This is a genomic window from Pseudomonas sp. NPDC047961, from assembly GCF_050272435.1.
Lineage (GTDB): Bacteria > Pseudomonadota > Gammaproteobacteria > Pseudomonadales > Pseudomonadaceae > Stutzerimonas.
This window is the reverse complement of the sequence record NZ_JBNNMD010000004.1, coordinates 155,369-177,260: the sequence shown is the minus strand read 5'-3', so window position 1 is coordinate 177,260 and position 21,892 is coordinate 155,369. Positions and strand designations below refer to the sequence as shown.

Genomic DNA, 21,892 nt, shown 5'->3' with positions numbered 1-21,892 from the left:
GGACGGGTGCACCGGGCAACGTCGCTCGCCAGCACCCCACAAATCCTAATACCAGGCAAAGGCGCCTGGAGCTGCACGACAGCTCCAGGCGCCTTTTTTGTTTTTGTACGACGACGCCGCAAACGGCTTCGACGGAGGAACCGGTCATGAACGCAATCGTCACCCCGATCAAGAGCGAAACGCTGATCGTCATTGGCAACGGGATGGTGGGGCATCACTGCGTCGAGCAGCTGATCGAGCGCGGCGCACTGAGCCAGTACCAATTGCATGTATACGGTGAAGAACGTCAGCGCGCCTACGACCGGGTGCACCTGTCCGAATACTTCGGCGGCCGTGATGCCGACTCACTGGCCATGTGCGATGCCGACTATTACGCCGCCCACGGCGTGCATATGCACCTTGGCGTGCAGGTGTTGGAAATCGACCGTGAACGCAAGGAAGTGGTCACCCGCGAAGGCCGCCAGCCCTACGACAAGCTGATTCTGGCGACCGGTTCCTACCCGTTCGTGCCGCCGATCCCGGGTGCCGAGGGCAATTCGCGACTGGTCTACCGCACCCTGGATGATCTGGACGCCATCCGCGCCGCCGCCAGCAACGCCAAGCGCGGCGTGGTCGTCGGTGGCGGACTGCTCGGGCTGGAGGCGGCCAATGCGCTCAAATCGCTCGGCCTCGAAGCCCATGTGGTCGAGTTCGCCCCACGCCTGATGCCGGTGCAGCTGGACGAGGAAGGCGGCAAGGCGCTCAAGGCCCGCATCGAAGCGCTGGGCGTCGGCGTGCATCTGTCCCGCGCCACGCAGGAAATCGTCATCGGTGAGGAATACGCCTACCGGATGAACTTCAACGATGGCGACCATCTGGAAACCGATCTGATTGTCTTCTCCGCCGGTATTCGCCCGCAGGATGCGCTGGCCCGCAGCGCCGAACTGGACATCGCACCGCGCGGTGGCATCGTGATCGACGCTGACTACCGCACCAACGACCCGTCAATCTTCGCCATCGGCGAATGCGCCTCCTGGAACGCCATGGTCTATGGGCTGGTCGCGCCGGGGTACACCATGGCGCGCAACCTGGCCGCCCTGCTCTGCGGCGAGCCGCACCAGCCCTTCAGCGGTGCGGACATGTCGACCAAGCTCAAGCTGCTCGGCGTCGACGTCGGCTCCATCGGCGATGCCCACGCCGCCACACCCGGCGCCAAGAGTTATCGATTCATAGACGAAGCGAATGCGAGCTACCGCCGCCTGGTGCTGTCCGAAGACGGCAAGCGGGTGATCGGTGCGGTGCTGATCGGCGACAACAGTTACTACGACACCCTGCTGCAGTACGCACAGAACGGCATCAAGCTGCCGGCTGATCCGTCCAGCCTGATCCTGCCTCTGTCCGATGGCGCACCGACGCTGGGCGCCGATGCGCTGCCGGACACTGCGACCCTCTGCTCCTGCCACAACGTCACCAAAGGTGCGGTGTGCTGCCAGGTCGATGCCGGCATCACCGATCTCGGCGAACTCAAAGCCGCAACCAAGGCCGGCACCGGCTGCGGTGGGTGCAGCGCGCTGCTCAAGCAGGTCTTCGAGCATGAACTGACTGCCCGTGGCGTCGAAGTCGACAAGAGCCTGTGCGAGCACTTTGCTCACACTCGCCAGGAGCTGTACGGCATCGTGCGCGTCGAAGGCATCATCAGTTTCGCTGAGCTGTTGGCCAAGCATGGTCGAGGTCATACAGGCTGCGACATCTGCAAGCCGGCGGTGGGCTCGATCCTCGCGTCCTGCTGGAACCAGCCGATCACCGATCCAGGCCTGATCCCGCTGCAGGACACCAACGACACCTTCATGGCGAACATGCAGAAGAACGGCACCTATTCGGTAGTGCCGCGCATCGCCGGCGGTGAGATCACCCCGGACAAGCTGATCGCCCTCGGTGCCGTCGCGAAGAAATATGACCTCTACACCAAGATCACCGGCGGCCAGCGCATCGACCTGTTCGGCGCTCAATTGCATGAATTGCCGGATATCTGGGGCGAGCTGATCGAGGCCGGTTTCGAGACCGGACATGCTTACGGCAAATCCCTGCGCACGGTGAAATCCTGTGTCGGCAGCACCTGGTGCCGCTACGGCGTGCAAGACAGCGTCGGCATGGCGCTGCGCCTGGAGGATCGCTACAAGGGCCTGCGCTCGCCGCACAAGATCAAGTTTGGTGTCTCCGGCTGCACCCGCGAATGCGCCGAGGCACAGAGCAAGGACATCGGCGTCATCGCTACCGAAAACGGCTGGAACCTGTACGTGGCTGGCAACGGCGGAATGCGCCCGCGTCACGCGGAGCTGTTCGCCACTGACCTTGATGACGAAACCCTGATTCGCTACATCGACCGCTTCCTGATGTTCTACATCCGCACCGCGGACAAGCTGCAACGCACCTCCGTGTGGCGCGAATCCCTCGAAGGCGGACTCAACTATCTCAAGGAAGTCGTCATCGACGACAGCCTGAATCTCGCCGCTGAGCTGGAAGCGCAGATGCAGTTGGTGGTCGACCGCTACGAATGCGAATGGGCCAATGCCATCAAGGACCCGGAAAAACTCAAGCGCTTCCGCACCTTCGTCAACGACCAGCGCGGCGACCCGGACGTTCACTTCGTCAGGGAACGCGGCCAGCGCCGCCCAGCACATGCACACGAACTTCACCTGATTCCCGTCACTGAGGAGGTGCTCTGATGAGCCAGTCCAACGCCGTACGCATGCAACCGAGTGAAAACGTCAGCTGGCGGGCGCTCTGCAGCCGTCGCGATCTGGTCGCTAATTCAGGCGTGGTCGCCTGGCTCGATGACGAGCAGGTCGCACTGTTTCACCTGCCCGAAACCGAGACGGGTGAGCAGGTCTTCGCCATCGCCAACAGGGACCCGAAATCGGGCGCCAATGTCATTGGCCGCGGCATTCTGGGGCAGCTCAAGGGCGACTTGGTGATCGCCTCACCGCTGTACAAGCAGCACTTCCGCTTGGCTGACGGCAGCTGTCTGGAGTACCCGGAACAGCAATTGCAGGTCTGGCCAGTACGCCTCAATGGCGATGCGGTGGAAATCGCCGCGGCCTGACCGCGGCGCGGCACAACGAGCAGCGATACGCCTACGGCAGGGATGCCCCTGCTTTGCCAACACAACCAGAGAACCGAAAAATGTCCTACATCGTCCCTTCGGAATTCGTCACCAAAATGGTCGACGCCGGTGAATCAAAGGTTTTCATGTCCACGCGGGACACGCTGATCCGTGCATTCATGGCGGGCGCCATCCTGGCACTGGCTGCGGTGTTCGCCGTGACCATCACCGTGCAGACCGGATCGCCACTGGTGGGCGCAATGTTGTTCCCGGTCGGTTTCGTCATGCTTTACCTGATGGGGTTCGACCTGCTCACCGGCGTGTTCGTCCTCACGCCGCTGGCCTTGCTGGACAAGCGACCGGGCGTAACCGTCAACGGCGTGCTGCGCAACTGGGGGCTGGTGTTTCTGGGTAACTTCGGCGGTGCGCTCACCGTCGCCTTCATGATGGCCTTCGTCTTCACCATGGGCTTCTCCACCGATCCGGGTCCTGTGGGCGAAAAGATCTCGCACGTCGGCGAAGCGCGGACGCTGGGCTATGCCGAGTTCGGCGCCGCTGGCTGGTTCACCATCTTCCTGCGCGGCATGCTGTGCAACTGGATGGTCTCGATGGGCGTGGTCGGCGCGATGATCTCCACCTCGGTCAGCGGCAAGGTGATCGCCATGTGGATGCCGATCATGCTGTTCTTCTTCATGGGCTTCGAGCATTCGGTGGTGAACATGTTCCTGTTCCCCTCGGCGATGATCATGGGCGGCAACTTCTCGATCATGGATTACATGGTCTGGAACGAAATTCCCACGGCGCTGGGCAACCTGGTCGGCGGCCTAGCCTTCACCGGCCTGACGCTCTACACCACTCACGTACGGACCGCACCGAAGCGCGCGTTGGTACGCTGATCGATGGTGAACCCCGGGCAACCGGGGTTCGCTGCATCCAATGAGCAGTCAACTCAAGGTCACGGTGGGCCAATACACCGACAAGGGCACCAAGGAAACCAACCAGGATTTCCACGGCATCTACATTCCGAAAGAGCCACAACTGAGCAGCAAGGGCATCGCCATTGCCCTGGCGGACGGCATCAGCAGCAGCGCCGTCAGTCACATTGCCAGCGAGTCAGCCGTGAGCGGCTTTTTCGCTGACTACTACTGCACGTCCGACGCCTGGTCAGTGAAAACCTCGGCGCAACGGGTGCTGATGGCAACCAATTCCTGGTTGCACTCACAGGGGCAACAGAGCCCCTATCGCTTCGACCCGGATCGTGGCTACGTGTGCACCTTCAGCGCGATGGTCATCAAATCGACCACGGCGCACCTCTTTCATGCGGGCGACTCGCGTATCTACCGCGTCCAGGGCGCTGCGCTGGAGCAACTGACCAATGACCACCGCATGTGGGTCTCGGAAGACAAGAGTTACCTGAGCCGCGCATTGGGCATCCACCCGCAGCTAGACCTGGATTACCGCGCCGAACCTGTAGAAGCGGGCGACATCTTTATCCTGGCCACCGACGGCGTTTATGAGTACATAAGCGCGTCGTCGATGCTCGGCGCTATCGTCCACAACATGGATGATCTCGATGCAGCCGCTCGGGCGATCGTTGCGCAGGCACTGGAACAGGGCAGCGACGACAACCTCACCGTGCAGATCCTGCGTATCGACACGCTTCCCTTGCAGCAGCCGGACGAGCTGCTGCAACAACTGACCGAACTGCCCTTCCCGCCCATTCTCGAAGCCCGCGCGGCATTCGACGGCTACACCATCGTGCGCGAGGTGCACGCCAGCAGCCGCAGCCATGTGTATCTCGCCACTGATGATGAAACCCAAGCGCCGGTGATCATCAAGACGCCCTCGATGGACCTGCAACGAGACGTGCAGTACCTGGAGCGGTTTCTCACGGAAGACTGGGTGGCGCGACGCATCAACAGCGCGCATGTAGCCAAGCCATGCTTGCAGACCCGCAAACGCAACTACCTGTACAGCGTCAGCGAATACATTGAAGGCCAGACGCTGGCGCAATGGATGATCGACAATCCCCGCCCGGATCTGGAAATCGTGCGCGGCATCGTCGAGCAAATCGCCAAGGGCGTTCGCGCCTTTCACCGGCTGGAAATGCTGCATCAGGATCTGCGCCCGGCCAACATCATGATCGACGCCACCGGAACGGTGAAAATCATCGATTTCGGTTCCACTCGCGTGGCCGGCCTTATGGAAGTGGCTTCGCCCATCGAGCGCAACGAGCTGTTGGGCACGGCCCAGTACACGGCGCCGGAATACTTTTTGGGTGAAGGTGGCAGCACCCGATCCGACCTGTTTTCGCTGGCGGTGATCACCTACCAGATGCTGACCGGTGCCCTGCCCTACGGTACTCAAGTTGCCAGCTGCCGCACCCGTGCGGCGCAGAACAAGCTCAGCTATCAACCAATCCGCGAACGCGATCGCGGCGTGCCGGCGTGGATTGATGACGTACTGCGCAAGGCGCTGCATCCGGACCCTTACAAACGCTATGAGGACCTGTCGGAGTTCGTCTTCGAGCTGCGCCAGCCGAACCAGGCTTTTCTAAACAAGGCGCGCCCGCCACTTCTGGAGCGCAACCCGGTGCTGTTCTGGAAAGGCGTGTCTTTGGTGCTGGCAGTTACCGTGATCGTGCTGCTGGTTCGTTAAGCAACCGCCTCACTCGGAGCGATGTGGCGCGTACACGTTAAGCGCGGGATCGGTGACGCCGTCCTTCGACGGATCGAGAATCCAGCGCAGCTGGGTCACCAGCTCCTCGCAATTCTCGCCACGCTGTTGCCAATCCTGAAAGGCGATACGCGCCGCCGCCAGCGACGACTCGGCGACCTGCTCGGCCTCGGTCGTGGCATCAGCGGGCTGCCACTGATCGAAGACCGATTTGAGCGCATGTTGTGCCTCTTCGACGCCCAGCTCGCCATCGGCCCAGCGTGACGTGATGTCCTGAGCTTTCTGCAGCGCGGTCACCGAGGGGTTGGACGATTCCATTTTTGGGTTTCCTCTAGCTAATGCTTGTATTGCTTGGAGTCCGGCCGCGTTTGCAAATTCGCCCCGCCGATCAGCCGCCGCGCGATCACTGCAGGCGCCGCTAACCGAAGAAGACCTAGCGATTGGCCAGGTTGCCGTTCGGCCCCTGATCGGAACGTCTGCAGAAGATGAGCTGCCAGATCTGAAACAGCCTTGTTTTGGTTGTTGCTTTGATCTTCAGCACACCTATGGCGAGGCCTGACCTTGACTCCCACTCCTCCCGGCCAGCCGGCCGATGTCGTCATCGTCGGCGCAGGCATCGCCGGTCTCTCCTGTGCAGTGCACCTGGCCGATGCTGGCCTGCGCGTCGTCGTGCTGGAAAGCAGTGACGTACCGGGCGGTCGCGCTCGCAGCTGGGCCGACCCCGCCACCGGTTTCGAGGTGGATATCGGCCCTCATGTGCTGCTCAATAAATACGCAAACATGCAGGCATTGCTGGAACGCCTGGGCACGGCTCATCAGATTTGCTGGCAAACGGAGGAATTGCTGACGGTACTCGACAGGGGCAAGCACCTGCGATTCAAGGTCGGCGGTCTGCCCGCACCGCTGCACTATGTGCGCAACCTGCCGCAGGTGCTGCGCAACGTCCCGCTGCGTCACTTGCTGAGCAATATCCGTTTGGGCTGGCGCACCATGCGCAGCTCACCGCGCGAACTGATGGCGCTGGATGACCAAAACGGGCGCGACTACTTGCTGAGCGCCGGCGTCAGCCCCGGCTTTATCGACTGGTTCTGGGCGTCGGCGGCGATGGCAATCCTGAATGTGCCCGTCGAGAAATGCTCGGCCGCATCACTGATGCGCCTGCTGGCACAGGGCCTGGGGCATAACGACCTGGCCTTCGGCTTTCCAAAGGTCGGGCTCAGCGACCTCTATGCCTGGCCGGCGATTCGAGTGCTACAGCGCAACGGCAGCGAGGTACGCTTCGGCTGCGCTGTAAATGGCCTGGTTCGACAGGGCTCGAACGTAACCGGAGTAACGCTTGCCGATGGTTCCAGCGTCGAAGCGTCAGCGGTGGTGCTGGCCGTGCCGCCCACCGCTATCGAATCGGTGCTGCCTCGGCAACACTCGCTAACGATGACCGCGGCAGGCTTCGAGCCCAGCCCCTACATCAGTTGCTACCTATGGTTCGACCGCATGCTCAGCGACGCTCGTTTCTGGGCGCGCCCCTGGTCGCCGGGTTGCTTCAACACGGACTTCTACGACCTGTCGAACATCCGTGATGGCACCACCGTGCCTGGCTCCATGCTCGCCACCAACATCATCTGGAGCCACCGCGCCGCCGAGCTGTCGGATCGGGAAATCATCGACGCAACGCTCGCGGAAATCGCCGACTTCGCCCCCGCAGCACGACAGGCCAATCTGATAGGCACAGCGGTGCACCACATCCCGATGTCGGTTCCCTGCGCGACCCCCGGAATCGAAACCCGCCGACCGGCAATACATCAGGAAAAAGGCCTGTTCATCGCGGGCGACTGGGTCGACACTGGGCTGCCGTTCTGTATGGAAAGCGCTACCCGTGCGGGAGCGCTCGCGGCAGAACAGCTGCTGGCAGAGCGCGGCATCACAGCGAAGCTGGCGTTACCGACACCGGTGCCTGGAGGCCTTACCAAATGGCTCAGGCGCAGTGACGGCCCCGATGGCTTCTAGACTCCAAACGCAGCATCCATCGCCCTAAGCCCGACGCTGAGCAGTGGCTGACGACCATGGAGAGCGGCCAGCGGACCGGCCGGATCGATTGTCCAGTGTGCCCGCCCCATACGAAGCGCGCCCTTGACCGTGCACCGGGTGCGCAGCGGCCCGCCGATGCCAGGCTGGATGACGAAACCGCTCATTCGTGGCCTTACTGGCAAGGCAGCACCGGCTTCGAAGCTCAAAGCGGCTACGGATTGATCATCAAGTATCATCGTCCCGGTGAACGCGCGCTCAGAGGCCAGCGTTTCGAAACGCGCCAACTCTTTGGGGATATGCCAGAGGCGGCGGCCGCCCTCCGCCGACATAGCGTCGTTTACCCAGATCGCCGTGACCGAGCCTGCCGGCACCAGCAGCCCTTTTCCTCGAATCAATACCGCAACTGCCAACTCGTCATAGCGCAGCGTGCCGCCGCTGTATTGGGCCCAGATCGTTGCAATAAAACGCGTTGCCAGCGATCTTCAGGATAGGCAAACCAGGATCTGGCGCGAGCTGGCCCAGCGCTGTCTCCGGCAGTTTCCACAGAGACAAGCACGCCGCACCTCGAAGCTGCCATGGCGCGCGCGGAAAGGCCGCTTGCTCATGCTCGGAATTCATCGCGTCCACTATTGGCCTCACTCACGGCATGCATTGGTTGGTCCTCAGTCGACAGCGCTGAGATGCCGTCGATCCGAGCAATCGCATCGCGCACGCCCAGAGGTCATATCAGAAAGAACGCTATTGCTCGGGCCCTAGGCATGCACCTGATCCATCTCTTTCTGCCGCTGTACGACAACGACCAGCAGCCATTACCGAAGTCGCTGTTCTCTGAGGTCCGAGACGGCCTCATCCATAAGTTTGGTGGCCTGACCGCCCAAAGTCGCGCCCCTGTCGACGGGCTATGGCAAGAAGACGGCAGCCATGCCGTGCGCGACGATCTGGTTATTTATGAATGATGACGCCAGAGCTGGACCGTGCCTGGTGGACGGAATATCGCGAGTCACTGGAGACCCGCTTTCGTCAGGAACATATCTTGATCCGCGCCCAGCAGGTCGAACTGCTGTAAAGCGGCGCTCCTTCTTTTCTGATCCGCTCAGTAAGAAGCACGGCGGCCCGTCCGCAGCCACCTTCGCAGCCGGAGATCGGATTCGAGCCTCATTTCACGCCACCGAGCCCTGCACAAAACCATGAAAATTTAATGAACCCTGATGGCTGAGCGCTGTCAGTCCAGTCTGCAGGACTACAGGGTCACCAGCCCAACCCAGGGAGAAAGCATCCTCCCGCTTACGATCGGCACATCCGGCGCCTACTGTTCGACTTGTCGAAACGCGCTGCTGGCGCACCTCGCCAGCCCGGAACTCCGCTTATGTCCGGCCCGTTCATCAGGGCCTCCATTTTTGCCAGCGCGAACACTATTCATGTCCCTATCACGTCATCTCGTTGCACTTTTATCCCGTATTTCCTGGTCCGCTACTCAACGCCGCGCCTTTAGCGCCGGCCTGATGGGTACGCTGCTGGCGGTCATCACGCCAGCCCATGCTCAAGAAGCAGGCAACGACCGCTGGGTCAGCGACACCTTGAGCACCTATGTCCGCAGCGGGCCCACCGACGGCTATCGCATCGTTGGCAGCCTCACCTCCGGTCAGAAGGTCGAGCTGCTGGATACCAGCGGAGACTACAGCCAGGTTCGCGGTGAGAACGGCGACCGTGTCTGGATCCGCAGCAGCGACCTGCAGGAAGTCCCTGGACAAGCAGAGCGCCTGCCACAGCTGGAGCAGCAGGTTGCCGAGCTCAGCGAAGAATTGAAGACCATCGACGACAGCTGGAAGGCCCGGGTCCAGGGCATGCAAGAGACCCTAGATTCGCGCAAGACGCTGATCGATGAACTGGAAGCACGCCGCCTGGCCCTGGATGAAGCCCTCACCGCCACCGAATCTGAATTGCGTGACGCCCAGGCGCGGTTAGGCGACGAAAACAATCAGGTGTTGATGCGCTACATGGTCTACGGCGGCAGCATCGCCGGCGCCGGACTGCTGGTGGGCCTGATCCTTCCCGCCATGACCCGCGGCCGCAAGCGCAACGACCGCTGGTTCTGAGGATCTGTTGGAGCTGAGCTGCAGGCCCTCAGCTCAGCTCCGCTACCCGATTCGGTACAGCCACGTTGAACGCCGACAGCACCGGTTGCGCCTGCGCGGTGCGCTGGGCTACCTGTTCGGGCGTCATCGGCCGGTCCAACAGAAAACCCTGCAGCGTCTGACAGCCGAGGTCGGTGAGAAAGTCTTGCTGCTCCGCCGTCTCCACACCTTCCGCGACGACCTCCAGCCCCAGCGCCTTGGCCAGCGCGATGATCGCCGAGACGATCACGGAGTCCTCGTTGCCCGCGCTCATCTCCTTGACGAAGGCGCGGTCGATTTTCAGCTCGCTGGCCGGCAGCCGCTTGAGGTAGAGCAGGCTCGAATAACCGGTGCCAAAATCATCGATCGACGCCTTGATGCCCAGGTCGGTAAGCCGCTCCAGCGTTTCGATGGTGGTGTCCGGGTTGCGCATGGCCACGGTTTCGGTGACTTCGATGGTCAGCATCTGCGGCGCAATGCTGTGTCGCTCGATCGCCTCGGTGACCACGCCAAGCAGATCCGGCTGTTCGAACTGAACGGCAGACAGGTTGACCGCGACGGTCCAGTGGCTGAAGCCCTGCTGATGCCACTCGCGGAGCTGCCGGCAGGCCTCGTTCAGCACCCATTTGCCCATCGGGATGATCAACCCGGTCTTCTCCGCCAAGGGCAGAAACGCATCCGGAGCGAGCAATCCTCGCCGCGGGTGCTGCCAGCGCAACAGTGCCTCGAAGCCGCGTACTGGCCCGGCCGGCGCTTCGAACTTGGGCTGATAGTGCAACCGCAACTCGCCATTGGCCACGGCCAGACGCAGATCGTGCAGCAGCTGCAACTGTTCAGCCGCATTGGCATTCATCGAGGCCTCGAAAAAGCTGTAACCGTTACGGCCCGCACTTTTGGTGTGGTACATCGCCGCATCAGCATGCAGCAGCAGGTCGCGCCCCACCTCGCCATCGCCCGGGTAGACCGCGATGCCGATGCTCAGCGACACGCTGAGTGTGTAACGCGACAGTACGAACGGCTCGTCGATGCACTGCACCAGTTTCGCCGCCAGGGTGGCCGCATCGTCCGGGCCCGCGATGGAAGCAAGCAGGACGAACTCATCCCCACCCAGGCGCGCCAGCGTGTCCTGTGCTCGCACGCAGCTGCGCAAACGCTCCGTCACGCTGATCAGCAGCTGGTCGCCGATGTGGTGACCATACGCATCGTTCACCGCCTTGAAGCCATCCAGGTCCATGAACATTACGGCAAAGACGGTGCTCTCACGCTGCGCCACCTTCAAAGCCTGGCTCAGACGATCCTCCAGCAAGAGACGGTTCGGCAGGCGAGTCAGGTTGTCATGCAGCGCCAGCTGCATCAGTTCGGAGTTGGCCTTTTCCAGCGAGCTGGCCAGCACCGACGTGCGCGACTGCAAACGCGCGTCGAGGATCGAGACGATCAGCGTGATCGCCAGCACGGCCAAGGTCAGCACGATGACCAGCAACGCCAGCCAATCGGTATCGACGCCGTTGGAGGCCCCACAAAAGCTGCCTTCGGGAAAGCTCGCTGCTGCCATGCCGGTGTAGTGCATCCCGGCAATCGCCAGGCCCATGACCAGCGCCGCCAGACCGCGCCAGAGGCGCATGCGGTGCAAGTTGGCACGTAGCCGAAACGCCAGCCACAGCGCTGCACCCGAAGCCAGCACGGCGATCAGCACCGAGGCGACTAGCCATCCCATGTGATAGTCAATCCCCGGCTGCATGCGCAGGGCCGCCATGCCGCTGTAGTGCATCACTGCAATACCAACGCCGATCAGCAGGGCGCCGTGCACCAGACGACTCCAGGGCATCTCCTGCTGGCAGACCAGCCACAGCGCCAGCGCGGACGCCCCGATGGCGATAATCAGCGAGCCGGCGGTGATCAGCGGGTCATAGCCCAGCGGAATCGGCAGGCTGAACGCCAGCATGCCGATGAAGTGCATGGACCAGATTCCCAGGCCCATCGAAAACGCGCCGCCGACCAACCACAAACGCGCCGCACGCCCCTCTGCGGTGGCAACCCGTCCCGCCATATCCAGCGCGGTATAGGACGCCAACACCGCAACGACGAATGAGAAGAACACGAGGATGTGGTTATAGCTACCGACCAGCATTGGCCTGTCTTCCTGGAAAAAGGGCGCGAATCTTGACCGAAAAATCAGTAAAGGCGAAGTGCCAGCTGTCAGGTCTGGCCTCACGAAGGGTGCAGGAGATGCAACGGTCCGTACACGGCTATCGGCTTTCGCCCAATTCCCTGAATCAGAGCCTGCGGCGATCCGCCAGACGGTCGCTCAGGGGCCGCTTGGGGCTGATCGCTTCCGCCTCGGCTGGCATGGCTTCAGTCACTTCGATTCAGGCGGCGGAAAACCTTGACCCAACCAGCAACTTGAGGCGAAATGCCAGCTTCCTACCTGTTAACGTGAACTGCTCGCACGATTGTCTCTTCGCGGCGGAATCGCCGAAGCTCACAACGATTCCCAAGCTGGCGTTGCCACTTCAAACGACCGCTCCCGACAGCCGCTTTTGGCTGGGTTAAACAAGCTGCACCGATGACACCGCTCCGGCCGTTGGGTTTTTCGACCCAACCGGAACGCCTGCAGGCAATTCGACTCAAACCCGACTATCGCTGCATCTCTCCCAAAAAGGACTCGCGCCAATGGCTTCTTTGCAACAACGTACCTTCAACGTCATTGCCAGCAACGAGCAGCAACTGCTCAACAGCTGGACCGGCGAACTCGAAGCCAGCGGCATGTACCGCAACGTCAGAATCGAGGAGTTACGCCAGCAGACCGGCGAGTTCATCCGTTTGCTGGTCGCCGGCGCGGGCCAGACCGAGTCGACCGACCTCAGGGCCTCGAGCTGGGAAGACATGCGCCAGTTCCTCGAGCAGCTGTCCCACAGCCGCGTCCTGCTGGGGTTCGATTCGCAGCAAACCGCTGGCTTCATCTTCTCGTTCAAGCGTCCATTGCTGCCGCTGTTGCAGACCGAATACGCCGATGAGCCGGGGATGCTGGGCGAGCAACTTTGGGCACTGTCCGAGCTAATCGACCAACTCGGCCTGCACACGGTGCGCGCCTTCCAGAAATCCCGAGAAGCGGTCATTAAGCGCCAGCAAGAAGAACTGCTCGAGCTGTCCACTCCGGTGGTCAAGCTGTGGGATGGCGTCCTCGCGCTGCCAATGATCGGCACCCTCGACTCGCAACGCACCCAGGTGGTGATGGAGTCGCTGCTGCAGCGCATCGTCGACACCGGTTCTGAAATCGCCATCATCGACATTACCGGCGTGCCGACCGTCGATACCCTGGTGGCTCAGCATCTGCTGAAGACCGTCACCGCGATTCGCCTGATGGGCGCTGATGCAATCATCAGCGGCGTTCGCCCCCAGATTGCACAGACCATCGTGCACCTGGGCCTCGATCTGCAAGGCATCGTCACCAAGGCCTCCCTCGCCGACGCACTGGCACTGGCGCTGCGTCGCTCCGGGCTGACTGTCACGAAGGCGGTGTAATGGAGCGCATCCCAATACTCCGAATGGGCGAGTTTCTGCTCGTCACCATTCAGGTCGACATGCACGATCAACTGGCAATGACGCTGCAGGACGACCTGGCCGAACGCATCAGCGCAACGTCCGCCAAAGCGGTGCTGATCGACATCTCCGCGCTGGACATGGTCGACTCGTTCATTGGCCGCATGATCAGTTCGATCTCCGGCCTGTCGAGCATTATGGACGCGGAGACAGTAGTGGTCGGCATGCAACCCGCCGTTGCGATTACCCTGGTCGAACTGGGCCTGACATTGCAGGGCGTCAGCACCGCGCTCAATGTCGAGAGAGGCATGCAGTTGCTGCATAAGCGGATGGCCGATAAATGACCGTGCGCCGCAGCGGCAGCACCCCAGTACGGATCGAACAGGACGTGGTACTGGCACGGCAGGCGGTCCGCAAGCTGGCTCAGGATTGCGGCATGCGCTTGATCGATCAAACCAAGCTGGTCACCGCAGTCAGCGAGTTGGCCCGTAACACTGTCGTTTACGGCGGCGGCGGCGATATGGACTGGGAGATCCTGGACGAAGGCACACGAACCGGCATCCGGCTGACCTTCCGTGACGAGGGTCCAGGCATTGCTGACATCAAACTGGCCTTGACCGATGGCTGGACCTCTGGCGGCGGCCTTGGGCTTGGGCTGACCGGCGCCAAGCGCCTGGTGGACAACTTCGAGCTCGACAGTACCCCGGGCCTCGGCACGCGCATCAGTATCACCAAATGGTCATGAATATCAGCGGCTCCACTACGACCGTTCTGCCGATCGAGGATGACAGCCAGGTGGGCCATGCGCGCCGCGTCGCGCAAGCGCTGGCCCAGCAGCTGGGATTCGCTGATGTCGATGCTGGCCGGGTGGCGCTCGTTGCCACCGAGCTGGCCACCAATCTACTCAAGCATGCTCACCACGGCGCGCTCCACCTGCGCGCGATTCCTGCCGAGACCGGGAGCGGCATCGAACTGGTCGCGGTGGACCGAGGACCAGGATTCGACCCCGGCGAGTGTATCGCCGATGGGTTTTCCACGGGCGGAACCCAGGGAACCGGGCTCGGCGCATTGATGCGCCAGGCACAGGTGTTCGACATTCATTCCGACAGCCGAGGTTCGGTCGTGCTGGTGCAGGTATTCCCTCGCCATGTCTCGCCCCCGCCGCTTCGCTTCGGCGTCAGCCAGCATTCGCTGAACAACGATCCCGCCTGTGGCGACGTCTGGCATCTCGCGCTCGACGGCTCACGGATCAGCGCGCTGGTGATCGACGGCATCGGCCATGGCGAAGACGCCGAGCGGGCTGGCCTTGCCGGCGCTGCGGTCTTCGCAACGGCACCCTTCATCGAGCCGGCCGCCAGCCTGCTCGAAATGCACCAGGCCATGAATGGCACCCGCGGCGGCGCAGCAGCCGTTGCCCTGTATGACCCCCGTGTCGGCAAGGTTCGCTTTGCCGGTGTTGGCAACATCGGCGGCGCCCTGCTCACGGCCGAGAAAAGCCGCGGCCTGGCCTCGCATCCCGGCATCGTCGGCTCGCAGTTTCGCAAGGCCGTCGCTTTCGACTACCCGGTCGAGACCCAACACCAGGTGCTGATCATGTACAGCGATGGCTTGCAGTCGCGCTGGGATCTGCGCGACTACCCCGGCCTGATCCATCGTCATCCGGGGATCATTGCGACGCTGCTGCACCGCGACTTCTGCCGTGGCCGGGACGACGTGACCGTGTTGGTGGTTGCTCTGGAGGCAAACCATGACTGATTCGACGCTACCTGATCTCACCGAGCAGCTGCGCAGCGAAAACCAGTTGCTGCGTGCCGAACTGGAGGAAACCAACCAGGGCGTGTTGGCCCTGTATGCCGAACTCGACACCCAGGCCGAGCAGCTCCGACAGGCCTCGGATTTGAAAAGCCGCTTCCTGTCCTATATGAGCCATGAGTTCCGCACGCCGCTGGGCTCGATTCGCAGCATCACCCGCCTGCTCAGCGACGAGCTGGACGGCCCGCTCAGTCCCGAACAGCACAAGCAGGTCCTGTTCATCAGTGGGGCTGCCACCGAACTCAGCGATATGGTTGACGATCTTCTCGATCTCGCCAAGATCGAAGCCGGGCGCATCACGATCTCGCCCGCCTGGTTCGACATGCTGGATCTGTTCGCGGCGTTGCGCGGCATGTTTCGCCCGATCGTCGACGCCAACGCGGTAGACCTGATCTTCGAAGAACCTCAGGACATGCCCCGGCTCTATACCGATGACAAGAAGCTGGCGCAGATTCTGCGTAATTTCATCTCCAACGCACTCAAGTTCACCCTGCACGGTGAGGTACGCATTTCCGTGCGCCCTGAAGGTGAGGGAGAAGTCCGCTTCGCGGTGACAGACACTGGCATTGGCATCCCCGAGGACCTGCATGGCAATTTGTTCGAGGACTTCGTCCAGATCGACACGCCCCTGCAGAAACGTTTGCGCGGGACCGGCCTGGGTTTGTCGTTGTGTAAACGCTTTGCCGAACTGCTCGGAGGCCGGGTTGGCGTCGAGAGCACGCCGGGGGTTGGTTCGACCTTCTTCGTGATCATCCCCGTCGCCATTTGCACGGAGCCGGTCGATGGAGCCTAAGAGCAAGCTGCTGGTCGTCGATGACAACGCCGCCACGCGCTACGCTATACGCCGCGTGCTGGAGCGGCACGGCTATGCAGTGCTCGAAGCCGGGACGGGCAGTGACGGGCTTGACCTGATCGCCAGTGAGGAAATCGACGCACTGATTCTGGACGTGAACCTGCCCGACATGAGCGGTTTCGACATCGTCCGGCAGTTGCGCAAAGACGACCGTACCCGGCTGCTGCCGGTCATCCACGTCTCCGCAGCGTCGATCCAGACCGGCGACATCATCACGGGACTCGACGCCGGAGCTGACGCCTACCTGATTCACCCGGTGGATCCGGATGTGTTGCTCGCCACGCTTCGCACGCTGCTTCGGGTTCGCGACACCGAGCATGCGCTGCGTGAAAGCGAAGCGCGCTTTCGCGACATTTTCTCTCAGGTCGCAGCACCGATCGCCGTCATCGACCCACAACTGCGCATCCACGAAAGCAACCGAGCGCTGTCGTTGCTGTTGGGCGACCAGCCAGAGCCATCCGATCTGACCGCCTGCCTTGCCGAAGGGCAGGAAGCCAAACTGCAGACACTGCGCGAAAGCCTGGCCAGCGGGTCTCGCTGGCATGACACGCTGATCATGCACGCGGGCGGCGGACGCCGTGAAACCCAGTGGCAGGTGTCGCCGTACCGCGCTTTCGAACTCGGGCTGGTGGTCATCGAGGACATCACTGAGCAGCAACAACGCGAGCGTTCCCAACGGCAGGAGCTCGACAATGCCAACAGCGAACTCGCCCGTGAAGTGGCCGAGCGCGTCCGCACCGAAGGGCAGCTGATGCAGGCGCAGAAAATGGACGCGCTGGGCAAGCTGACCGGCGGCATCGCGCATGATTTCAATAATCTGCTGACCGGGATCATCACCGGCATAGAGCTGCTGAAGAAACGCGTGCACGAAGGCCGCACCGATGCTGTCCTGCGCTTTGCCGACACCGCGCTGAATTCGGCCCGCAGCGCCGCATCGATGACCAATCGCCTGCTGGCCTTTGCCCGCCAGCAACCCTTGGATGCACGGCCAGCCGACCTCAACGACCAGATCCGCTCGCTTGAGGAGCTGTTGCAGCGAACCATTGGCGAGCATATATCGCTGAATCTGGAGCTGTCCGAGCAAGGCGCGGTGGCACAGGTTGACGCCAACCAGCTCGAAAGCGCCATCCTTAATCTGGTTATCAACGCACGCGATGCCCTGCCCCGTGGCGGCAAGATCACCATCCGCACCGCGAGCTTGCGGTCAGAGGGCGATGCGGACCTGGCAGATGGAAACTACGTCGTGCTGACAGTGGAGGACGACGGCACCGGTATCGCACCGGAAGTGCTTGGCAAGGTGTTCGACCCCTTCTTCACCACCAAGCCGCTTGGCCAGGGCACAGGCCTGGGATTGTCATCGATCTACGGGTTCGCCCGACAGTCCGGTGGCGAAGCCAGGCTTAGCAGTGTTGTCGGCGAAGGCACGGAAGTCTCGCTGGTACTGCCCGCCGCCACTGCCACCCAGCCGGCCGCTGCCTCGGTCAGCGACACGCCGCTGGGCAACGGCGAGCACGTACTGATCGTCGAGGACATGCCGGCAATCCGCATGTTGGTAGCCGAGATGCTGAGCGAGGCTGGCTATCGATGCAGCCAAGCCGCCGATGTCGCTACTGCGTTGTCGGTGTTGCAGGACGACACCAGCGTCGATCTGCTTTTGACGGACGTGGGGCTTCCACAGCTTTCCGGGCGGGACCTGGCTGACGCAGCGCGAACTTATCGCCCGGCTCTACCTGTGCTGTTCATGACGGGTTACGCCGAGAACGCGGTGCGCCGAGATCGCTTTCTCGCTGCCGGAATGGACATGGTGGTTAAGCCATTCCAGATCGACGAGTTGCTCGGCAAAGTGCGGCAGCTGCTTGATCAGTCAGCAACTCTCGCTGCGGACTGATCGGGCAGAAGCACCAGCGACGCTATTTCTGGTTCTTGCCAGCCTTGTCAGCCGCGATCAGGTCTCCCCAGTCGCCGAACTCGTACCAGTCGTCGCCCATCATTTCAGCCGGATGCTGAGTCCTGCCGGCGCCATTGCCGCAGGCCAGGGAGTCGGCGGGGCAATAGCGATCGCAACCCCAGCAGATGCGCTCAGGATGCGGCGGGTTGAGTGGGAATTTCTTGGCCATGCAGGCCTCTGGATTCGCTTGATAGAAGCCCTCAGGCTAAACAGACCTCCGCTGGCTGAACTTGACCAGGCTCAAGATCGGCCATTCCCGACCAGTTCGTAACGGCTTGGCAGCGCGCCCAATCGCATCCCTTGGCCATCCGAGTTGCCCTTCTTCGGACCTCGCGAGCTGAACCCAGGCCAATCGAGCCGCTCTACTTAGTCATTGCCGCAATCAAGCGGCCGGACCAGAGGGCCTGTTTTTGCCACAACTTCAGGCAATGGGATTGTCGATGAGCGTGGGCCTGCTATTGGTCTGCGCAGTCGTGATTGGCATCGTAGGTACCCGTCTGACGCGGGTAGTCGACGAACTCGCCGACCGCACCGGCATGGGCGAAGCGATGGCTGGCGCGATCCTGCTGGGAATGGCGACGTCCCTGTCCGGAATCGTCCTGTCCGTTACAGCTGCCTGGCAAGGGCAGCCAGAATTGGCGATGAGCAACGCACTGGGTGGCATCGCGGTGCAAACGTTATTTCTGACGGTGGCCGACCTTGCCTTGCGGCGGGTCAACCTCGAGCACGCCGCTGCTTCCATCGGCAACCTCATGCAAGGCACGCTGGTGTTGTGTCTGCTGTCCCTGATCCTCGTCGGCAGTTTTTCGCCAGACGTCACCGTGTGGGCGATCCACCCGGTTACTCCACTAATGCTGCTCGGCTACCTCTATGGCTTGCGCGTAATAGCAAAGGGCCAAAACGAAGCCATGTGGCTGCCAGCGCGAACTCGCGAGACCCGCGAGGACACCCCCGACGAACAGTCAACGAACCGCTCGCTGACTTCGCTCTGGGTTCGCTTCGTGATCATGGCTGCGATACTCGGTATCAGCGGCTGGCTGCTGGAAGCGTCGGCCAGCGAGATTGCATTGCATACCTGGCTCAGCGAAGCGGCAGTGGGCGTCCTATTGACCGCCGTGGTGACGTCCCTGCCGGAACTGGTCACTTCGGTCGCGGCCGTCAGGCGTGGCGCCCTGACGCTGGCCGTCGGCGGCATCATCGGTGGCAACGCGTTCGACACGCTGTTCGTCGCTGCCTCGGATGTCGCCTATCGCGACGGTTCGATCTACCACCATATTTCCAGCAATGTTCTGCTCTGGGTGGCCCTGTCGATATTGATGACCGGCGTGTTGCTCATGGGCCTGCTACGCCGAGAGAAGCACGGGCTGGGCAAGATCGGCTTCGAAAGCGTCACCTTGATCGGCTTGTATTTCGCCGGTGTGGCCATGGTGCTCGGCAAAAGCCAGCTCGGCTGAGCGCGGTCAAAACAACCCGAGTTGTTCGTCGATCAACGCGCTGAAGCTGTCGTTGACGAACGGCAGGATGGCATCGGCGATGGGTTGCAGCTGGCGGCTGACGTAATGGTCATAGTCGATCGGTGCGCGCCGCACTTCCAGTGGTTCCGGGCCGGCCACGGTGATCAAGTAGCTGATCCAGCCGCCATTCTGGTACTGCCGCTGACGACCATGCTGCAGGTTGTATTCATCGGCGATACGGGCGGCACGCACATGCGGCGGCACGTTGCGCTCGTAGTCATCCAGGCGCCGACGCAGGCGCTTGCGGAAGATCAGCAGCTCGTCCAGCTCGCCGGCCAGCGTCCGCTGGACGTAGCTGCGCACGTAGTCTTGGTAGGGCTCGCGATTGAAGATCAGTCGATACAGTTCCTGCTGAAACTGCTGGGCCAATGGCGACCAGTCGGTGCGCACCGTTTCCAGCCCTTTGAAGACCAGGCCATCAGTGCCATCGGCGCGGGTGACCAGCCCGGCATAGCGCTTCTTGCTACCCTCCTCCGCGCCGCGAATGGTCGGCATCAGAAAGCGCTTGAAGTGGCTCTCGAACTGCAACTCCAAGGCGCTATGCAGACCGAACTCGCGCTGCAAGTGCTCGCGCCACCACTGGTTGATCTGCTGCACCAACCCCTTGCCGATGCGCGCCGCGTCCTCGTCGCTGTGGGCGCGCTTTAGCCAGACGAAGGTGGAATCGGTGTCGCCGTAGATCACACTGTAGCCCTCGGCTTCGATCAGCTCGCGGGTGCGCCGCATGATCTCGTGGCCGCGCAGGGTAATCGACGACGCCAGCCGCGGATCGAAGAATCGGCAGCCGCTGGAGCCGAGTACGCCGTAGAAGGCGTTCATGATAATTTTCAGCGCCTGGGACAGCGGCTTGTTGCCTTCACGCTTGGCCGACTCTCGGCCTTCCCAGACGCGCTCGACGATGGCCGGCAGGCAATGCCGCGAACGCGAGAAGCGCGCACCACGGAAGCCCGGCACCGAGTCGCTGTCTTCCGGTTGGCGCATGCCTTCGACCAGCCCCACCGGATCGATGAGAAAGGTACGGATGATCGAGGGGTAGAGGCTCTTGTAGTCCAACACCAGCACCGACTCGTACAGGCCCGGCTGAGAATTCATGACGAAGCCGCCAGGGCTGGCCTCGGGCGGCCGCTCACCGAGGTTCGGCGCGACGAAGCCCTGGCGGTGCATCAGCGGGATATAGAGGTGTTCGAAGGCTGCCACCGACCCGCCGCTACGGTCGGCTGGCAACCCGGTGACGGTGGCTCGTTCGAGCAAAAAGGTCAGCAGTTCGGTCTTGGCGAAGATGCGTGTGACCAGTTCGCAGTCCTTGAGGTTGTAGCGCGCCAAGGCCGGCTTGTCCTCGGCGAACATGCGGTTGATTTCGTCCATGCGCTGATAAGGCGTGTCGATCGCCTTGCCCTCTCCGAGCAAGGTCTGCGCGACATTTTCCAGGCTGAACGAGGGGAAGCTCCAGGTGGCCGAACGCAGGGCCTCGATGCCATCGATGATCAGCCGCCCCGCCGCTGCGGCGAAAAAGTGGTTGCCTCGGCTGCCGTGCTCGCGCCAGGCCATTTCCTCCCCGCCGCGGCCCAAGCGTAGCGGCACCTGATAGCGCTGAGCCTGATCACGCAGCACCCGCAGATCGAACTGCACCAGGTTCCAGCCGATGATGCCGTCTGGGTCATGCCGCGCCATCCAGCCGTTCAACCGTTCGATCAGCTGTTTGCGGCTGTCGCAATATTCCAGTTCGAAATCCACGCCGGAGCCATCGCCGTTGGCCGGGCCGAGCATGTAGACCTGCCGCTGGCCGCAGCCTTCCAACGCGATGGAATACAGCTCGCCGCGCATGGTGGTTTCGATATCCAGCGAGACGAGCCGGAGCTGTGGACGATAGCCCGGTGCCGGTTTGATCTGCGCCTCCAGCAGCACACCGTCGGCATCCGGCTGGCCGGTAAAGCTCACCGGTGCGGTAATGAAGCGCTCCATCAGGTAGCGCTCCGGCGGGCGAATGTCGCCCTCGTACACATCCAGTCCTGCACCGCGCAGGCGCTTCTCAAGATTCATCAACTGACGGTGCTGCTTGCAATACAGGCCGACCACCGGGCGATGGCGGAAATCGATCAGGTTCAGCGGCCGCAGTTCGACGTCGCGCTCGCCTTTGAGCAGCAATTCGACCTTGCGCTGCTGCGTCGCCGGAATGAAGGCAACCGAAGGCTGGTACGGCACGCGCAAGCGACGCGGGCCGGTATCAGTCGCCAGCCAGAACTCCACTTCGGTGCCGGCCGCCGTATCTCGCCAATGCCGGGTCAGCACGAAGCCCTGCTGCAGATCCACCGTTCGCGTACCTCACCC

At 62.3% G+C, this 21,892-nt stretch carries 18 protein-coding genes and 1 pseudogene; 14 read left to right on the top strand and 5 right to left on the bottom strand.

Going from position 1 to position 21,892, the window contains the following annotated elements:
• Positions 1–146 precede the first annotated feature (146 nt).
• The 4 genes from nirB (at position 147) to ACQKIK_RS15195 (ending at position 5,740) form a co-directional block, all read left to right on the top strand.
• Positions 147–2,705 carry a nitrite reductase large subunit NirB gene (nirB, locus tag ACQKIK_RS15210; RefSeq protein ID WP_499136536.1) on the top strand — a complete coding sequence of 853 codons (2,559 nt, stop codon included), beginning with the start codon at positions 147–149 and terminating at the stop codon, positions 2,703–2,705.
• Positions 2,705–3,082 (top strand): nitrite reductase small subunit NirD, encoded by a 378-nt coding sequence (nirD, locus tag ACQKIK_RS15205; protein WP_045426709.1) that lies wholly within the window; start codon positions 2,705–2,707, stop codon positions 3,080–3,082. Before nirB ends, nirD begins: the two co-directional genes overlap by 1 nt.
• A gap of 80 nt (positions 3,083–3,162) precedes the next feature.
• Positions 3,163–3,978: a formate/nitrite transporter family protein gene (locus tag ACQKIK_RS15200; RefSeq protein WP_045426707.1), complete on the top strand. Its 816-nt coding sequence runs from the start codon at positions 3,163–3,165 to the stop codon at positions 3,976–3,978.
• Positions 3,979–4,018: 40 nt separating this feature from the next.
• Positions 4,019–5,740, top strand: a complete 1,722-nt coding sequence (locus ACQKIK_RS15195) for a bifunctional protein-serine/threonine kinase/phosphatase (protein WP_499136534.1) — start codon at positions 4,019–4,021, stop codon at positions 5,738–5,740.
• A gap of 9 nt (positions 5,741–5,749) precedes the next feature.
• Here ACQKIK_RS15195 and ACQKIK_RS15190 read toward each other — a convergent pair whose 3' ends face one another.
• Entirely contained in the window at positions 5,750–6,076 is a 327-nt protein-coding gene (locus ACQKIK_RS15190) for a hypothetical protein (RefSeq protein WP_499136533.1), read from the bottom strand.
• Positions 6,077–6,319: 243 nt separating this feature from the next.
• Between ACQKIK_RS15190 and ACQKIK_RS15185 the strand changes: the two genes are divergently transcribed.
• A complete protein-coding gene (locus ACQKIK_RS15185; RefSeq protein WP_499136531.1) occupies positions 6,320–7,762 on the top strand; it encodes a hydroxysqualene dehydroxylase in 1,443 nt (480 codons plus the stop codon).
• Here the strand turns inward: ACQKIK_RS15185 and ACQKIK_RS15180 are convergent.
• Positions 7,759–8,235, bottom strand: coding sequence for an acetoacetate decarboxylase family protein (locus ACQKIK_RS15180; protein WP_499136732.1), 477 nt, complete (start codon positions 8,233–8,235; stop codon positions 7,759–7,761). The two genes, ACQKIK_RS15185 and ACQKIK_RS15180, sit on opposite strands and share 4 nt — an antisense overlap.
• A gap of 306 nt (positions 8,236–8,541) precedes the next feature.
• Here ACQKIK_RS15180 and ACQKIK_RS15175 point away from each other — a divergent pair.
• Positions 8,542–8,849: pseudogene (locus tag ACQKIK_RS15175) on the top strand (hypothetical protein).
• A 352-nt stretch (positions 8,850–9,201) separates the two neighbouring features.
• Positions 9,202–9,879, top strand: coding sequence for a TIGR04211 family SH3 domain-containing protein (locus ACQKIK_RS15170; RefSeq protein WP_499136530.1), 678 nt, complete (start codon positions 9,202–9,204; stop codon positions 9,877–9,879).
• 28 nt (positions 9,880–9,907) lie between these two features.
• Here the strand turns inward: ACQKIK_RS15170 and ACQKIK_RS15165 are convergent, their stop codons facing one another.
• Positions 9,908–12,025, bottom strand: a complete 2,118-nt coding sequence (locus tag ACQKIK_RS15165; RefSeq protein WP_499136529.1) for a putative bifunctional diguanylate cyclase/phosphodiesterase — start codon at positions 12,023–12,025, stop codon at positions 9,908–9,910.
• Positions 12,026–12,567: 542 nt separating this feature from the next.
• Here ACQKIK_RS15165 and ACQKIK_RS15160 point away from each other — a divergent pair.
• From ACQKIK_RS15160 to ACQKIK_RS15135, 6 genes are read left to right on the top strand one after another with little or no spacing between them, the layout of a single operon-like run.
• Positions 12,568–13,419, top strand: coding sequence for an STAS domain-containing protein (locus ACQKIK_RS15160; protein WP_499136528.1), 852 nt, complete (start codon positions 12,568–12,570; stop codon positions 13,417–13,419).
• A complete protein-coding gene (locus ACQKIK_RS15155; protein ID WP_046163671.1) occupies positions 13,419–13,781 on the top strand; it encodes an STAS domain-containing protein in 363 nt (120 codons plus the stop codon). The genes ACQKIK_RS15160 and ACQKIK_RS15155 overlap by 1 nt, the downstream gene beginning before the upstream one ends.
• The gene (locus ACQKIK_RS15150) at positions 13,778–14,182 is read left to right on the top strand and encodes an anti-sigma regulatory factor (RefSeq protein ID WP_499136527.1); all 405 of its coding nucleotides are present in this window, start codon (positions 13,778–13,780) and stop codon (positions 14,180–14,182) included. Before ACQKIK_RS15155 ends, ACQKIK_RS15150 begins: the two co-directional genes overlap by 4 nt.
• Complete coding sequence (locus tag ACQKIK_RS15145; protein ID WP_499136526.1) at positions 14,179–15,192, top strand: ATP-binding protein; 1,014 nt, start codon at positions 14,179–14,181, stop codon at positions 15,190–15,192. Before ACQKIK_RS15150 ends, ACQKIK_RS15145 begins: the two co-directional genes overlap by 4 nt.
• Positions 15,185–16,042: a sensor histidine kinase gene (locus ACQKIK_RS15140; RefSeq protein ID WP_499136525.1), complete on the top strand. Its 858-nt coding sequence runs from the start codon at positions 15,185–15,187 to the stop codon at positions 16,040–16,042. Before ACQKIK_RS15145 ends, ACQKIK_RS15140 begins: the two co-directional genes overlap by 8 nt.
• Positions 16,032–17,990 carry a PAS domain-containing hybrid sensor histidine kinase/response regulator gene (locus ACQKIK_RS15135; RefSeq protein WP_499136524.1) on the top strand — a complete coding sequence of 653 codons (1,959 nt, stop codon included), beginning with the start codon at positions 16,032–16,034 and terminating at the stop codon, positions 17,988–17,990. Before ACQKIK_RS15140 ends, ACQKIK_RS15135 begins: the two co-directional genes overlap by 11 nt.
• 22 nt (positions 17,991–18,012) lie before the next feature.
• On the opposite strand, the gene ACQKIK_RS15130 is transcribed toward ACQKIK_RS15135, so the two are convergent.
• Positions 18,013–18,219 (bottom strand): DUF3079 domain-containing protein, encoded by a 207-nt coding sequence (locus ACQKIK_RS15130; protein ID WP_045426672.1) that lies wholly within the window; start codon positions 18,217–18,219, stop codon positions 18,013–18,015.
• 271 nt (positions 18,220–18,490) lie between these two features.
• Between ACQKIK_RS15130 and ACQKIK_RS15125 the strand changes: the two genes are divergently transcribed.
• Positions 18,491–19,504 carry a sodium:calcium antiporter gene (locus ACQKIK_RS15125; protein ID WP_499136523.1) on the top strand — a complete coding sequence of 338 codons (1,014 nt, stop codon included), beginning with the start codon at positions 18,491–18,493 and terminating at the stop codon, positions 19,502–19,504.
• Between the two features lie 6 nt (positions 19,505–19,510).
• Here ACQKIK_RS15125 and ACQKIK_RS15120 read toward each other — a convergent pair whose 3' ends face one another.
• Positions 19,511–21,874 (bottom strand): DNA polymerase II, encoded by a 2,364-nt coding sequence (locus tag ACQKIK_RS15120; RefSeq protein WP_499136522.1) that lies wholly within the window; start codon positions 21,872–21,874, stop codon positions 19,511–19,513.
• Between the last annotated feature and the right edge of the window lie 18 nt (positions 21,875–21,892).